The organism is Isoptericola halotolerans, assembly GCF_003003075.1.
In the GTDB taxonomy this organism is placed as follows: Bacteria; Actinomycetota; Actinomycetes; order Actinomycetales; family Cellulomonadaceae; genus Isoptericola; species Isoptericola halotolerans_A.
On sequence record NZ_PVTX01000004.1, the window covers coordinates 158,107 to 172,366 of the forward strand.

The following is a 14,260-nucleotide window of genomic DNA, read 5'->3' on the forward strand; positions in this document are numbered from 1 at the left end:
GGGACCTCGATGAGCACCGCACCACGCCAGTCCGACCTCAAGCCGGAGGGCGTCCGGCACAGCCTCCTGGAGGACGCCCTCGGGCTCCTGACCGGGACGTTCGTGGTGTCGCTCGGGCTCTTCCTGCTCCGGTCCGTCGAGGCGGTCACGGGTGGTACGGCCGGCCTGGCGCTGCTGGTCAGCTATGCCGTCGACATCCCGTTCGGATGGCTGTTCGCGCTCGTCAACCTGCCGTTCTTCGCCCTGGCGATCTGGAAGAAGGGCTGGGACTTCACCGTCCGCACCGGCCTCTCGATCGCCCTCGTCTCCCTGTTCAGCTCGCTGCAGGCCGCGATGTTCGGCACCGTCGACGTCCCGACCCTCTACGGCGTGCTCGGCGGCAACGTGCTGGCGGGGGTGGGCCTGCTCATCGTGTTCCGGCACCGCTCGAGCATCGGCGGGTTCAACATCGTCGCGCTCCTGGCGCAGGAGCGGCTGGGCTGGCGCGCCGGCTACGTGCAGATGGCCCTGGACACCGCCGTCGTGCTGCTCGCCCTCACCGTCGTCGAGCCGGTGACGGTGCTGGTCTCCGCCGTCGGCGCCGCGCTGCTCAACCTGGTGCTCGCGCTGAACCACCGGCCCGGCCGGTACATGGGCTACTGAGGACATGGCCACCGAGCCCGGTAGGGTCCTGCTCGTGCCGCACTCTCCCGTCCAGCTCGTCCTGGCCAGCCGGTCCCCCGCCCGTCTCGCGACCCTGCGCTCCGCCGGGGTCGAGCCGGCGGTGAGGGTCAGCCACGTGGACGAGGACGCCGTGCTCGCCGCGGCCCGCGAGCGCTACCCGGACCTGCCGCCGTCGGACGCCGTGCTGGTCCTCGCCCAGGCGAAGGCCGAGGAGGTCGCGCGCGTCCTCGACGGCGACCACGACGCCCCCGGCGCCCTCGTGCTCGGCTGCGACTCGATGCTCGAGATCGACGGCGAGATCGTCGGCAAGCCGGGCACCGCGGAGGTCGCCCGCGAGCGCTGGCGCAGCATGCGCGGCCGCTCGGGCGTGCTGCACAGCGGGCACTGGGTGGTCGACTGCCGGTCGCACGACGACGGCGGCACGGGCGCGACGCTCGGCGCCACGTCGTCGACCACGGTGCACTTCGCCGACCTCGACGACGCCGAGATCGACGCCTACGTGGCCACCGGCGAGCCGCTCGAGGTGGCCGGCGCGTTCACCATCGACGGGCTCGGCGGCCCGTACGTCGAACGGCTCGAGGGCGACCCGCACGGCGTGGTGGGCGTGAGCCTGCCGCTGCTGCGCGAGCTCCTCGCCGAGATCGACGTGCCGTTCCGCCACCTGCGGGACCACCGGCCCCCGCAGGACCACCAGCAGCAGGTCTGACGAAACCGCCAACGCACTCCCCCCGCCGGGCCCGGACGTCGCCCGGTCCATGTGGGATGTGTACAAACGCCCTCGATCCGCGTTGGCACCCGGCACAGACTTGCCGGGCCGGGCCGCGCGGAGTGGCGGAGCGGGGTACGCGGCACGTTACCGTGAGCCGTGCCCACCATCACGAAGGTCCTCGTCGCCAACCGCGGTGAGATCGCCGTCCGCATCGCCCGCGCCTGCGCCGACGCAGGCATCACCTCCGTCGCCGTCTACGCCGACACCGACCGCCAGGCGCTGCACGTCCAGCTCGCGGACGAGGCGTTCGCGCTCGACGGCGCCCGTGCCGCGGACACGTACCTGGACGTCGACAAGCTGCTCGACGTCGCCCGCCGGTCCGGCGCGGACGCCGTGCACCCGGGCTACGGGTTCCTGTCGGAGAACGCCGGGTTCGCCCAGGCGGTGATCGACGCCGGGCTGGTGTGGATCGGCCCGCCGCCGGCGGCGATCGAGTCCCTCGGCGACAAGGTGAGCGCCCGGCACATCGCGCAGCGCGCCGGGGCGCCCCTGGTGCCCGGCACCAAGGACCCGGTCGCGGACTCCTCCGAGGTGCGCGCGTTCGCCGCGGAGCACGGTCTGCCGATCGCGATCAAGGCGGCCTACGGCGGCGGTGGGCGCGGCCTGAAGGTGGCGCGTTCGCACGACGAGATCGACGAGCTGTACGACTCCGCGGTGCGCGAGGCCGTCGCGGCGTTCGGTCGGGGCGAGTGCTTCGTGGAGCGCTACCTCGACAAGCCGCGGCACGTGGAGACCCAGTGCCTGGCGGACTCCCACGGCAACGTCGTGGTGGTGTCCACCCGCGACTGCTCGCTGCAGCGCCGGCACCAGAAGCTCGTGGAGGAGGCGCCCGCGCCGTTCCTCAGCCCCGAGCAGGAGGCCGAGCTGGACCGCGCCTCACGGGCCATCCTCACCGAGGCCGGGTACGTCGGCGCCGGGACGTGCGAGTTCCTGGTCGGCACCGACGGCACCCTGTCCTTCCTCGAGGTCAACACCCGGCTGCAGGTCGAGCACCCCGTGACCGAGGAGGTCACCGGGATCGACCTCGTGCGCGAGCAGCTGCGCATCGCCGCGGGCGAGCCGCTCGGGTACGACACCACGACCGTGCGGGGGCACTCGCTCGAGTTCCGCATCAACGGCGAGGACCCCGCCGCCGGGTTCCTGCCCGCGCCGGGCACCGTGTCCACGCTGCGGTGGCCGTCCGGCCCGGGCGTGCGCGTCGACACGGGCGTGGTCGAGGGCGACACCGTCTCCGGCCTGTTCGACTCGATGATCGCCAAGCTGATCGTCACCGGCGCCACCCGCACCCAGGCCGTGGAGCGCGCCCGCCGCGCGCTGCGCGAGCTCGAGGTCGCCGGCATCCCCACCGTGGTGCCGTTCCACCGCGCCGTGCTGGAGTCCGAGGACTTCGTGCCGCGCAGCGCCGACGCCCCGTTCCGGGTGCACACCCGGTGGATCGAGACCGACTTCGCCGACGCCGTCGCCGCGCTCGGGCCGGCCGACCCGCCGATGGCCGAGGCCGCCGCCGAGGGACCCGAGGAGCCCCCGGAGCGGGTGGTCGTCGAGGTCGGCGGACGCCGGCTCGAGGTGGTCCTCCCGGCCGGTCTCGGCATGGGACGCGCCGGTGGTGCCGGCAAGTCGGCCCGCCGACCCGCACGCCGGACCGCCCGCGGCGGCGGCGGCCCGGCGGCGGGCGGCACCACGCTGGCGTCGCCCATGCAGGGCACCATCGTCAAGGTCGCCGTGGCCGAGGGCGACGAGGTGGCCGAGGGCGATCTCGTCGTCGTGCTGGAGGCCATGAAGATGGAGCAGCCGATCACCGCGCACCGCGCCGGGACGATCAAGAGCCTGACCCTCGCGGCGGGCGCCGGCGTCACCGCCGGCACCGCGATCTGCGAGATCGCCTGATCGAGGTGTCCGGCGGCGCTCACCACCGGCACCCAGGTGACGGCTGGGTGGAGTGCGGCGACCACCGCCACTGGGGGCTGCACGGCGCGGCCGGGCTGTTCCTCGTGCGCCGGGCCCCGGGCCCGCGGGACGGCGCGCTCGGTCCGGTGACCGACGTGGTCCTGCAGCACCGCGCGGCGTGGTCCCACCACGGCGGCACCTGGGGAATCCCGGGCGGCGCCGTCGCGCCCGATGAGACGCCCACCCAGGGCGCCCTGCGCGAGGCTGCCGAGGAGGCGGGCATCGACCCCGCCGCCGTCCGCGTGACCGGCCGGCACGTCCTGGACCACGGCGTGTGGACCTACACCACGGTGCTGGCCGAGACGGTCTCCGGGCGACGCGACCCGGTGGCGGCCACGGACCCGGAGAGCATCGAGGTGCGCTGGGTGCCGATCGACGACGTCGCCGGCCTGTCCCTGCACCCCGCGTTCGCCGACGCCCTGCCCCACCTCGAGCGCCTGCTGGAGGCCGGCGGGTGAGCACCGCCGCCTGACGGCGGGGCCGGGTAGGCCCCGCCGGCGGGTCTCAGCGCGGGGTGAGCTGGCCGTGCAGCACGCGCGCCGCCTCGCTGATCGTCCCGGACAACGACGGGTAGATCGTGAAGCTCTCCGCGACGTCGTCCACCGTGAGCCGGTGCGTGACGGCGAGCGTCACGGGGAAGATGAGCTCGCTGGCGCGCGGCCCGACGACGACGCCGCCCAGGACGATCCCCGCCTCGGGGTGCGCGAACAGCTTGACGAAGCCGTCGTGCACGCCGTGCATCTTCGCGCGCGGGTTCCGGGCGAGCGGCAGCGTCGTGGTCACGTACCGCGACCCTTGCGAGCGCAGCGCCTCCTCCGAGTACCCGACCGTCGCGATCTCGGGTGCGGTGAAGATGTTCGCCGCGACGTTGCCCAGGTGCAGCGGGGCGACGGCGTCGCCCAGCGCGTGCGCCATCGCGACGCGTCCCTGCATGGCGGCGACCGAGGCGAGCGGCAGCACGCCCGTGCAGTCTCCGGCGGCGTACACGCCCCGCACGGACGTCCGCGAGACGCGGTCGACCTCGATGTGCCCGGACTCCTTGAGCTGGACCCCGGCCTCCTCCAGGCCCAGCCCGGCGGTGTTCGGCACCCCGCCGACGGCGATGAGCACGTGGGAGCCCTCGACCACCCGGCCGTCGGCGAGCGTGACGGCGACGCCGTCCTCGGTGCGCTCGGCCGCAGCGGCCCGCGAGCGCGACATGACCGTCATCCCGCGGCTGCGGAACACGCCCTCGATGAGCTCGGCGGCGTCCTCGTCCTCCCCGGGGAGCACGCGGTCGCGCGAGGAGACGAGGACGACCTCGGCGCCGAGGGCGAGGTAGGCGCCGGCGAACTCCGCGCCGGTGACGCCGGAGCCGACGACGACGAGCTTCTCGGGCAGCTCCGCGAGGTTGTACAGCTGGGTCCAGGTCAGGATGCGCTCGCCGTCCGGCTCGGCGGTCGGCAGCGTGCGGGGTGTCGCACCGGTGGCGAGCAGCACGATGTCCGCGTCGAGCGTGATCTCGTCACCGCCGTCGGACGGCGTGACGAGGACGCGGCTGGGTCCGTCGAGGCGGCCGGTGCCGTCCACGATGGTGACGCCCTCGCGGTCCATGCGGGAGCGGATGTCGGCCGACTGCGCCGCGGCGAGCGCCAGCACCCGCTTGTTGACGGCCTGGAGGTCCACCAGGGAACGGCGCGCGTCGGGGTCGTCGCCCGGCGTCACGGTGCCACCCGTCCGGATGCCCAGCTCGGGCGCGGACTCGGCGATGGTCAGCCACTCGGCCGTGGCGATGAGCGTCTTGGAGGGGACGACGTCGGTCAGGACCGTCGCGCCGCCCAGGCCCGAGCGTTCGACGACGGTCACGTCGGCACCGGTGCGGCGGGCGACCAGGGCGGCCTCGTAGCCGCCGGGCCCGCCGCCGATGACGACGACGGAGCGGTTGGGTCCGGCAAGGATGCTGTTCTCGGCAGGCACGGTGCCATTGTGGCAGCACCGGCAGGTCCTCGCGGGCAGAGATAGTCTCTGGTCCATGAGCACCACACCTGCCACGATGCCGGACCTCGACGACCCGAGGACCGACCCGTTCGACGTCGCGCGAGCTGCCGCGGACCACATCGCCGAGGCGACCGGGGTCCCCGGGCACGACGTCGCCCTCGTCCTCGGCTCCGGGTGGGGCGGCGCGGCGGAGCTGGTCGGCGACGTGGTCGCCGAGCTGCCCACGCACGAGATCCCGGGCTTCGCCCGGGCCGCGGTGGTGGGCCACGCCTCGACGACGCGGTCGATCCGCGTCGAACGGCCGGACGGCTCCACCCGGCACGCGCTCGTCATCGGCGGCCGCACCCACCTGTACGAGGGCCGGGGCGTGCGGAGGGTGGTGCACGGCGTGCGGACGGCCGCGGCGACCGGCTGCGAGTCGGTGGTGCTGACGAACGGCTGCGGCGGCCTGCACATGGCGTGGCGGCCGGGGCAGCCGGTGCTGCTCCGTGACCACCTCAACCTCACCGCGACCTCCCCGCTCGAGGGCGCGACGTTCGTCGACCTGACCGACCTGTACTCCCCCCGGCTGCGCGAGCTGGCCCGGTCCGTCGACCCGGAGCTGCCGGAGGGCGTGTACGCCCAGTTCCCCGGACCCCACTACGAGACGCCCGCCGAGGTGCGGATGGCCGGCGTCCTGGGCGCCGACCTGGTCGGCATGTCGACCACCCTCGAGGCCATCGCGGCACGGCACGCGGGCATGGACGTCCTCGGCATCTCGCTCGTGACGAACCTCGCCGCCGGCATCTCGCCGCAGCCGCTCTCCCACGAGGAGGTCCTCGAGGCAGGGCAGGCGGCGGGCCCGCGGATCAGCGAGCTCCTCGCGAACATCGTCAAGGCTCTCTGAGGGGGGAGGCGTGATGACCGAGTCGACGGACATGCTGCTGGACCGCGTCGAGGAGTGGATGCGTCACGACGTCGACGACACCGACGTCGACGAGCTCACGCGGCTGGTCGGGTACGCCACGGCCGACGACGGCCGGCGGCACCCGACGGCGCTCGCGGAGCTGCGCGACCGCTTCGCCGGGACGCTGCAGTTCGGGACCGCCGGGCTGCGCGGCGCGATGGCGGCAGGCCCCAACCGGATGAACCGGTCGGTCGTGATCGCGGCGGCGGCCGGGCTGGGCGCCTACCTCACCGACGTGCTGGGTCCGGGTTCCGGGCCCCGCGTCGTCGTGGGCCACGACGCGCGGCACCGCTCGCAGGACTTCGCCCACGACACCGCCGCCGTGCTGTCCGCGGCCGGCGCCGAGGTGCTCCTCCTGCCGAAGCCGCTGCCCACCCCGGTGCTGGCCTTCGCCGTGCGGCACCTGGACGCCGACGCCGGCGTGATGGTCACCGCGAGCCACAACCCGGCCGCGGACAACGGCTACAAGGTCTACCTCGGCGGCCGGGTCGTGACCGACGCGGGTCAGGGTGCGCAGATCGTGCCGCCCCACGACGCGTCGATCGCCGAGCGGATCGCCGCCGTCGGGCACCCGGACGCCGTCCCCCGGGCCGAGGACGGCTGGACCGTGCTGGGCCGCGACGTCGTCGACGCCTACCTCGCCTCGGTGCGCGGCGTCACGACGAGCGACCCCGAGGCGGCCGACCGGCTGCGGATCGTCACGACGTCGCTGCACGGCGTGGGCGGCCGCACCCTGGCCCGGGCGCTCGCCGACGCGGGGTTCAGCCAGGTGGTGCCCGTCGAGGAGCAGTCCTTCCCGGACCCGGACTTCCCCTCGGTGTCCTTCCCCAACCCGGAGGAGGCCGGGGCCATGGACATGGCGCTCGGCCTGGCCGTCGACACCGGTGCCGACCTGGTGATCGCCAACGACCCCGACGCCGACCGCTGCGCCGTCGCCGTGCTCGACGTCACCCAGGGCACCCACCTCGGGGTGGAGACGGCCCGCTCGAGCGGCTGGCGCATGCTGCACGGCGACGAGGTGGGCGCGCTGCTCGGCGCCGAGGCCGTCCGGCGCGCGTCCGGCCGGACCGACGCCACGGTGGCGTGCTCCGTCGTCTCCTCCCGGCTGCTGGGCAGGCTCGCCGAGGACGCGGGCGTGGCGCACGCGACCACCCTGACCGGGTTCAAGTGGATCTCCCGCACGCCCGGGCTGGTGTTCGGCTACGAGGAGGCGCTCGGCTACTGCGTGGACCCCGCGCACGTGCGGGACAAGGACGGCATCAGCGCCGCCGTCGTCGTCGCCACGCTCGCGGCCCGGCTCAAGGTGTCGGGGGGCACGCTGGTCGACGCGCTCGACGACATCGCCCGCGCGCACGGCCTCTACGTGACCGACCAGCTCTCCGCACGGTTCGAGGACCTGGAGCAGATCCCCGGGACGATGGCCCGCCTGCGCTCGGCACCGCCGTCGACGCTCGGCGGGTCGCCGGTGCGCACGGTCGCGGACCTGTCCGACGGGTACGAGGGCCTGCCCCCCACGGACGGCATCCTGCTGCTGGCCGAGGACGGGACGCGGGTGATCGTCCGGCCCTCGGGCACCGAGCCGAAGGTCAAGTGCTACCTCGAGGTGGTCTCCGACGTCGCGCCCGACGCGTCCGCGCTGGACGTCGGCAAGGCGCGTGTCGCGGCGCACGAGCGGCTCGACGCGCTCAAGCGCGAGATGGCGAGCACCCTCGGGCTCTGACGCCGGACGGCGCCCCGCGAGGCCTCACCCGCGGGGCGCCGCGAGCTCGGCGTCGTCCTGCTCGACCTGGGCCTTCCACCGCGGCTTCGCGGCGCGCCACGCCTCGTCGTCGTCACCGCGGCGCCAGTACCCGGAGGCGGAGAGACGCTCCGTGCCGACGCCGAGCTCGGCGCGGACCCAGCGTCGCAGCTCTCGGACGCAGGAGGCCTCGCCGTGCAGGAACGCGTGCGGCGCGCCCGCGGGGAGCCGCCCCGCCGCGTGCGCCGCGCGCACGGTGTCGGCCAGCCCGGCGGTCCCGCGGTGGACCCAGGTGAGATGCAGGTCGGCGTCCGTGACGATCTCCTGCTCGTCCGCGGGGCCGGGAACCTCGACGACGGCGTGCGCGACCGTTCCCGCCGGCAGGGACTCGACGGCCGCGGCGATCGCGGGCAGCGCGGCGTCGTCCCCGACGAGGAGGTGCCACGGCGCCGCGAGGTCCGGGGCGTAGGTGCCGCCGGGGCCGAGGAACGCCACCTGCTCGCCCGGCCGGACCCGGGCGGCCCAGGGACCGGCGAGCCCGTCGTCGCCGTGCACCACGAAGTCCACGTCCCACTCGCCGTCGCGGACGGAACGGACCGTGTAGCTGCGCACCACGGGTCGGGACTCCGGCGTCGGCGGCTCCCCCACCACGAGCTTGATGTAGAGGTCCGTCGCGGCGGGCCGGTCGATCGCGTCCAGGGCGTCGCCGGCGAGCGTGAGGCGGACCATGTGCGGCGTGAGCCACCGCACGGCGGAGACGGTCGCGTGGTGCGGGGTACGTCGTGTCATCGTAGGCAAGCCTAACCTGCCTCGATCAGGTCCGGGCGAGGCGCCGCACCGCGGACCGGACGAACCAGGCGGCGGTCAGGAGGACCACCACCGCGACACCTCCCAGCACGCCCGAGCCGGCCTCGGCCGTGCGGTGCAGCGTCCACGCCAGACCGACGACCATCAACCAGCCACGCACGAACCACGCCAGGACGATCAGCGTCGAGGCGTCGCCGCCACCGGGCACGCTCACCGGCGTGAACAGCTCGGCCGGGACCGTCGTCGCCCCGCAGACCCAGCACCGCACGGCCAGCACGACCACGCCCGTGCACACCGCGACGAGCGCGGCCGCGGTACCGCCGTCCGGCAGACCGGCCTGGTGGGCCAGGGCCGCGAGCGCGAGGCCCACCCCCACCGCCAGGGCGGCGAGCGCCGCGGGGACCACGAGGTGCGCCGCCACCACGCGGCCGACGCCGCCGGGCAGCAGCCCGCCGGGTCTCGGCTGGGAAGCCATGTCGCGCAGACCGGCGGCCCAGGACGCCGACGCCGCGTACAGGATCGCGGCGCCCAGCACGACGCCGAACGCGGACCCGCGGACGCCCGGCGACGGGGTGGCCACCAGGACGAGGAACGTGCCACCGGCGCCCGCCACCACCGCGCCGAGGACCGTCCACACCCGCCGCCGCACCCCCAGCAGGTCCCGCGCCACGACCGGTGCCCGGCGCAGCAACGGGGGCCAGAGCGTCCGGCCGCGGCCCCCGAGCCGACGGGGGCCCAGCAGGTCCGCCAGCCCGCCGGCTTCCCCGGCGACCAGCGCCTGGGAGGTGGCCACCGTGGTGCGCTGGGCCGCCGCCGTCGCGTCGAGGTCGATCTCGGCAGGCAGCACGCGCACCGCCAGCCATACGCTGACGAGCGCCGCCGTGCCGGCGACGGTCAGCACCCCCACCCCGGGCCCCGTCGCCAGCGGGCACGCGACCGCGCTGCCGGCAGTGTCCAGGCAGGCCGGCACGACGGCGGCACGGACCTGTGGGGCGAGGATCTCCAGCGCGGGTGCGAGCACACCGAGGCCGAGCAGCACGCCCGCTGCCTGCCGCGCTGCTGTGCGCCGGCGCGGACCCTGGGCCGCCACCCCCAGCATCAACGGCACCTGGACGGCGCACGCCGCCGCCAGCGCCCACCCGACGACGTCTGCGGTGCCGGCGCCGTCCGCGGGCACCGCGTCCGCGCCCCCGACGAGGCCCAGCGCGCCGGCCGCGAGGGCGGACGCACCGAACGCGGCGACGACGCCGGTGCCGGCGGCGAGCACCACCAGCCGCCGCCAGAGCACCGTGACCGGCGCGAACTGACCGGACAGCGCGAACGTGACCTCCGGCGGGCTCGTCCACAGCGGCCCCCCGGCGCGGGCGACGCTGACGGCCAGGAGGCTGAGCAGCCCTCCCACGCAGAGGCCGACCACGACCAGGCCGTCGAACGCGCTCGAGCTCCACCGACCGGCCAGGACGGCGTCCTCGCCGGGCCTGCCCAGCGGGAGCCCCGTCTGGGCCAGCGCCACCCACAGCATCGGTCCGTAGACCAGCACGAGGAGGACGACGCCGTACGTGAGGTACACCCGGTCGCCCGGGTCGGCCCCGGCGGCGGCCGCGCGGGCCAGCGCCGACCGGCGCCGGAGCCGTCGCAGCCACCGACGCCACGGCGTGTACGGCACTCGCAGCGGGCCGGCGTCCGGACGGTCGGGGTCGCCGCTCCCGGTGCCCGGAGGGGCGCTCATCGCCGCCCCGGCTCGGCCAGCTCGAGCACCTGGCCACGGGCCGCGACGTCGTCGCGCAGGCCGCTGTCGTGGGTGGCGACCAGGACCGTGCGTCCTGCGTCGAGGGCGCGGCCCACGAGCCGGCGCGCGACAGTTCGCCACCGGGAGTCCAGGCGTTGCTCCGGCTCGTCGAGGAGCACCAGCCGCGCGGGCCGGTACAGCGTGGTCGCCAGCGCGAACAGCTGCCGCTCCCCCGAGGAGAGCTCGGCGGGGAACTGGTCGCGCACGCGGTCCAGCTCGGCCGCGGCCAGAGTCTCGGCCACACCGGCCAGGTCGTGGCGCCCCGCCCAGGCGGAGCTGACGAGCTGCAGGTGCTCCGCGACCGTCAGGTCACGGTACGTCGGCAGGCCGTCCAGCAGGAGCGTGACGTCCTCACGCCGGCGCAGCCGGGCACGCGCTGCGGGCAGGCCGAGCGTGCGCACGCTGCCCGACGTCGGCTCGTCAGCCCCTGCCACGAGGCGCAGCAACGTGGACTTGCCGCTGCCGTTCGGGCCCACCACCGCGGCGGCCCCACCGGCGTGGAGAGTCAGGGAGGTCGGGGCGAGCACCTGCACGCTGCCGTGCGTGCGCGTCGCGGCGCGCAGCTCGACGACCGGTGCGCTCGCATCGGTGCTGGTCATGGCGCCGACGCTAGGTCGTTTTGCGGAGATCGTCCGGGAGGCGCGCGGCAGCGGGCAGGTCAGTACCCGCCGTCGGCCGCCGTGCCGGCCGCACCGTCGTCGAAGCCCGCGAGGACCGCCGCCGTGCCGGACAGGCCCAGCCGGGTGGCGCCCGCGGCGATCATCGCCTGGGCGTCGGCGAGCGTGCGCACGCCGCCGGAGGCCTTGATCCCGAGCCGGCCGCCCACCGTCCGTGCCATCAGCTCCACGGCGTTCACCGAGGCGCCGCCCGTGGGGTGGAACCCGGTGGAGGTCTTCACGAAGTCGGCGCCCGCGGCCTCCGCGGCCCGGCACACCGCGACGATCTCGTCGTCGCTCAGCGCGGCGGACTCGATGATGACCTTGAGCACCTTGTCGGCGGGCACGGCGGCGCGCACCGCGGCGACGTCCGCCTGGACCAGGTCGAACCCGCCGGCCTTCGCGACGCCGACGTCGATGACCATGTCCACCTCGTCCGCGCCGTCGAGCACCGACCGCGCGGCCTCGGCGGCCTTGATGTCGCTCGCGTGCTTCCCGGACGGGAAGCCGCAGACCGTCGCCACCGCCAGCCGCCCGGCCGCGACCTCGACGGCGTGCGGCACGAACGTGGGCGACACGCACACGGAGAAGACCCCGAGCTCGGCCCCCTCCTCCACGAGCGCCGTGACGTCGGCGGAGGTCGCCTCCGGCTTGAGCAGCGTGTGGTCGACGTACCGGGCCAGCTCGGACGGCGTCGTCGGCGTCGGGTTCGCGGCGCTCATCGGACGGCCCCCTCGATCTTCTGGTAGCCGGGCAGGATGAGCTCGTCGACGAGCTCGCGGCGCTCGTCGTGGTGCATGAACGCGCTCCACGCCGCGGTGAGGGTCACGTCGGCCAGGTCGTCGATGGTCCAGCCCGCGTCCTCGACGAGCCGGCGCATCTCGTGCGACATCGACGTCCGGGACATCAGGCGGTTGTCCGTGTTGAGCGTGACCGCGAAGTCGAGCTCCTTGAGCCGCGTGATCGGGTGGTCGGCGATCGAGGTCGCCGCGCCGGTCTGCAGGTTGGACACCGGGCAGACCTCCAGGGCGATCTGGTGGTCACGGACCCAGTGCGCGAGCTCGCCGAGCTCCGCGGTCCCCGCGTCGTGGTCGAACGTGATGTCGTCCGCGATGCGCACGCCGTGCCCGAGCCGGTCGGCCTGGCCCAGGTGCACGGCCTGACCGATGGAGTCCAGCCCGGCGGCCTCGCCGGCGTGGATCGTCGTCGGGAAGTTGTGCTCGGCCAGGAAGCGCCACACCTCGGCGTGGCGGTCCGGCGGGAACCCGTCCTCCGGTCCGGCGATGTCGAACCCGACGGAGCCGGCGCCCCGGTAGGCCACCGCCAGCTCGGCGATCTCGAGCCACCGGTCGGTGTGCCGCATCGCGGTGACGAGCTGGCCCACGCGGATCGTCCGGCCCGCGGCCGCCGCCTCGCGCACGCCCTCGTCGATCCCCGCCTGCACGGCCTCGACCGTCTCGGGCAGGGTCATCCCCCGCTGCAGGTGCTGCTCCGGCGCCCACCGCTGCTCGGCGTAGACGACGCCGTCGGCGGCCAGGTCAAGCACCGCCTCGCGTGCCACGCGGGCGAGCGCCTCGGGCGTCTGCATGACCGCGATGGTGTGGTCGAAGGTCTCGAGATAACGGGGCAGCGAGCCCGAGTCGGCCGCGTCCCGGAACCAGGTGCCGAGCGACGCCGCGTCGCCCGCCGGGAGCTCGTGGCCCACCTCGGCGGCCAGCTCGAGCACCGTCTGCGGGCGCACACCACCGTCGAGGTGGTCGTGGAGGAGGACCTTCGGCAGGTCGGGGATCGCGTCGAGGAGCGCTTGCGTCATGGCCCCCAACCTACCGGTCAGACGGAGTCCGGGTCGTCCTCGGGGGCGGGAACGATGCTCGCCTGCTCGGCGACGTCGGCCTCGGCCGCCTCCCCGTCCAGGTCGGGCCGCGGTGTCGCCGGGCGGTACTCGTCGGTGTCCTCCTCGTGCTCGGGCGTGGCAGGAGGCGTGCCCGACTCCTCGACGAGGTTGGTGGTGTCGTCCGGGGCTTCCAGGCCGGCGTCGCGCCAGGCGTCCGAGGGTGTCGTGCTCATGCCCTCCATGCTGGCCCCTCCTGCCGCTCCTCGCTCGGCAGGACCGCCCAGACGACGTGGGGCCAGCCGCCCAGGGCCCGGCGACGGCTCGTCTGCTCCTGCGGGGCACCGCCCGCACCCCGCAGGGCGTCGACGGGCACGGCGTGCAGCGCGCCCGAGGACGGCTCGTAGAGCGTGGCCGTGGGGCCGACGACGGTCTGCCGCACGGCTGTGAGCAGGACCACGTGCCGCGGCACCGCCGTCGTCGCGCCGTGCCCCAGGTCCCCGCCCGTGTACAGCGGCACGGGGATCCCGGCCGACGCCGCGTCGACGGCCGCGCGCAGCACGGCGCGCGGCCCCGCGGACGGTTCCCGGCTGCCGACCACCCGGTGGGTGTAGCGCCACGGGCCGTACCGAGCGGCGCGGGCCGCGCCCCAGGGCGGGGTGCCCAGCCTCCGGGGCCAGACCCGCCGGGTGCGGAGCTGGGTGGCGCGCTGCAGCGCGGCGAACGCGGGCCCCGCACCACGCGGGTCCCGGGCCAGGGCGAGCGCCGCCGCCGGGTCGCCCGCGAGGCGGAGCATGACGAGCACCGCCGCACCGCACGTGGTCTCGTCCACCTGGCGCGCCTCGGGGGCGAGCGGCGTGGGCCCCGCGCCCGGTCGCGCGGCACCGGTCAGATCAGGCAGGAGCAGCGGATCCGGCCGGCCGGGGCGCGGGGGCTCCCGGTCCCGTCCCAGCGGGTCGAGCACCCGCGCCCGCACCGCCGGGTCGGCGTCGCGCAGCGCGGACTCCACGGGGTACGGGACGCGCGGCGCGGGGGGTGCGCCCACGGACAGCTGCGGCACGGGGCCGCAGAACAGCCCCACGGCCTCGAGCAGGTCGGTCAGCCGCTGGGCGTCGTGCCGCACCCGCATGGCGTGCG

At 75.6% G+C, this 14,260-nt stretch carries 14 protein-coding genes; 6 read left to right on the plus strand and 8 right to left on the minus strand.

Annotated elements, in window-relative coordinates; translation table 11 throughout:
* Positions 1–9: 9 nt before the first annotated feature.
* The 4 genes from BCL65_RS07675 (at position 10) to BCL65_RS07690 (ending at position 3,837) form a co-directional block, all read left to right on the plus strand.
* Positions 10–642 carry a YitT family protein gene (locus BCL65_RS07675; protein WP_106266732.1) on the plus strand — a complete coding sequence of 211 codons (633 nt, stop codon included), beginning with the start codon at positions 10–12 and terminating at the stop codon, positions 640–642.
* A gap of 34 nt (positions 643–676) precedes the next feature.
* On the plus strand, positions 677–1,369 hold the full coding sequence (locus BCL65_RS07680; protein ID WP_243400859.1) for a Maf family protein: 693 nt from the start codon (positions 677–679) through the stop codon (positions 1,367–1,369).
* Positions 1,370–1,528: 159 nt separating this feature from the next.
* The gene (locus BCL65_RS07685; protein WP_106266737.1) at positions 1,529–3,319 is read left to right on the plus strand and encodes an acetyl/propionyl/methylcrotonyl-CoA carboxylase subunit alpha; all 1,791 of its coding nucleotides are present in this window, start codon (positions 1,529–1,531) and stop codon (positions 3,317–3,319) included.
* A complete protein-coding gene (locus BCL65_RS07690; RefSeq protein ID WP_374956674.1) occupies positions 3,316–3,837 on the plus strand; it encodes an NUDIX domain-containing protein in 522 nt (173 codons plus the stop codon). Before BCL65_RS07685 ends, BCL65_RS07690 begins: the two co-directional genes overlap by 4 nt.
* 46 nt (positions 3,838–3,883) lie before the next feature.
* Here the strand turns inward: BCL65_RS07690 and BCL65_RS07695 are convergent, their stop codons facing one another.
* Entirely contained in the window at positions 3,884–5,392 is a 1,509-nt protein-coding gene (locus BCL65_RS07695) for an NAD(P)H-quinone dehydrogenase (protein WP_106266741.1), read from the minus strand.
* On the opposite strand from BCL65_RS07695, the gene BCL65_RS07700 reads away from it, so the two are divergent.
* Positions 5,391–6,242: a purine-nucleoside phosphorylase gene (locus tag BCL65_RS07700; protein WP_106266743.1), complete on the plus strand. Its 852-nt coding sequence runs from the start codon at positions 5,391–5,393 to the stop codon at positions 6,240–6,242. The genes BCL65_RS07695 and BCL65_RS07700 overlap by 2 nt on opposite strands.
* Positions 6,243–6,255: 13 nt before the next feature.
* Entirely contained in the window at positions 6,256–8,022 is a 1,767-nt protein-coding gene (locus tag BCL65_RS07705) for a phospho-sugar mutase (RefSeq protein ID WP_106266745.1), read from the plus strand.
* A gap of 24 nt (positions 8,023–8,046) precedes the next feature.
* Here BCL65_RS07705 and BCL65_RS07710 read toward each other — a convergent pair whose 3' ends face one another.
* The 7 genes from BCL65_RS07710 to BCL65_RS07740 are packed head-to-tail and all read right to left on the minus strand — an operon-like array spanning position 8,047 to position 14,252.
* Positions 8,047–8,829 carry a siderophore-interacting protein gene (locus BCL65_RS07710; RefSeq protein WP_106266747.1) on the minus strand — a complete coding sequence of 261 codons (783 nt, stop codon included), beginning with the start codon at positions 8,827–8,829 and terminating at the stop codon, positions 8,047–8,049.
* Between the two features lie 25 nt (positions 8,830–8,854).
* Entirely contained in the window at positions 8,855–10,576 is a 1,722-nt protein-coding gene (locus BCL65_RS07715) for a hypothetical protein (protein WP_106266749.1), read from the minus strand.
* On the minus strand, positions 10,573–11,235 hold the full coding sequence (locus BCL65_RS07720; protein WP_106266751.1) for an ABC transporter ATP-binding protein: 663 nt from the start codon (positions 11,233–11,235) through the stop codon (positions 10,573–10,575). The genes BCL65_RS07715 and BCL65_RS07720 overlap by 4 nt, the downstream gene beginning before the upstream one ends.
* 59 nt (positions 11,236–11,294) lie before the next feature.
* Positions 11,295–12,014, minus strand: a complete 720-nt coding sequence (gene deoC / locus BCL65_RS07725) for a deoxyribose-phosphate aldolase (protein ID WP_106266753.1) — start codon at positions 12,012–12,014, stop codon at positions 11,295–11,297.
* On the minus strand, positions 12,011–13,105 hold the full coding sequence (locus BCL65_RS07730) for an adenosine deaminase (RefSeq protein ID WP_106266754.1): 1,095 nt from the start codon (positions 13,103–13,105) through the stop codon (positions 12,011–12,013). Before BCL65_RS07730 ends, deoC begins: the two co-directional genes overlap by 4 nt.
* A 17-nt stretch (positions 13,106–13,122) precedes the next feature.
* The gene (locus tag BCL65_RS07735; protein ID WP_106266968.1) at positions 13,123–13,359 is read right to left on the minus strand and encodes a hypothetical protein; all 237 of its coding nucleotides are present in this window, start codon (positions 13,357–13,359) and stop codon (positions 13,123–13,125) included.
* Positions 13,356–14,252 (minus strand): hypothetical protein, encoded by an 897-nt coding sequence (locus tag BCL65_RS07740; RefSeq protein WP_106266756.1) that lies wholly within the window; start codon positions 14,250–14,252, stop codon positions 13,356–13,358. The genes BCL65_RS07735 and BCL65_RS07740 overlap by 4 nt, the downstream gene beginning before the upstream one ends.
* Positions 14,253–14,260 lie beyond the last annotated feature (8 nt).